At 46.5% G+C, this 226-nt stretch carries 1 tRNA gene; it reads right to left on the bottom strand.

Annotated elements, in window-relative coordinates:
• Window positions 1–85 precede the first annotated feature (85 nt).
• Window positions 86–162 (bottom strand) — tRNA-Arg (locus tag N480_RS15020).
• Window positions 163–226 lie beyond the last annotated feature (64 nt).

The following is a 226-nucleotide window of genomic DNA, read 5'->3' as shown; positions in this document are numbered from 1 at the left end:
ATTCAGGCACAAAAAAACCGACTTTCGTCGGCATTTAACCCATGTTTTATTACTTAGGTGAAGTAAGCTCGCATCTCAAAAGAGATGGCGGACGCGGGAGGATTCGAACCTCCGACCGCCTGGTTCGTAGCCAGGTACTCTATCCAGCTGAGCTACGCGTCCGTTATAATCTCGGTATTTTAACACTTGAGAAGTGCACTCTGTATTTAGCCACTTGAGTAAAGTG

Origin of the sequence: Pseudoalteromonas luteoviolacea S2607, assembly GCF_001625575.1 — a bacterium.
Classification (GTDB): domain Bacteria; phylum Pseudomonadota; class Gammaproteobacteria; order Enterobacterales; family Alteromonadaceae; genus Pseudoalteromonas; species Pseudoalteromonas luteoviolacea_E.
Note: the sequence above shows the minus strand (reverse complement) of the source record. Positions and strands in the feature narration are given on the sequence as shown.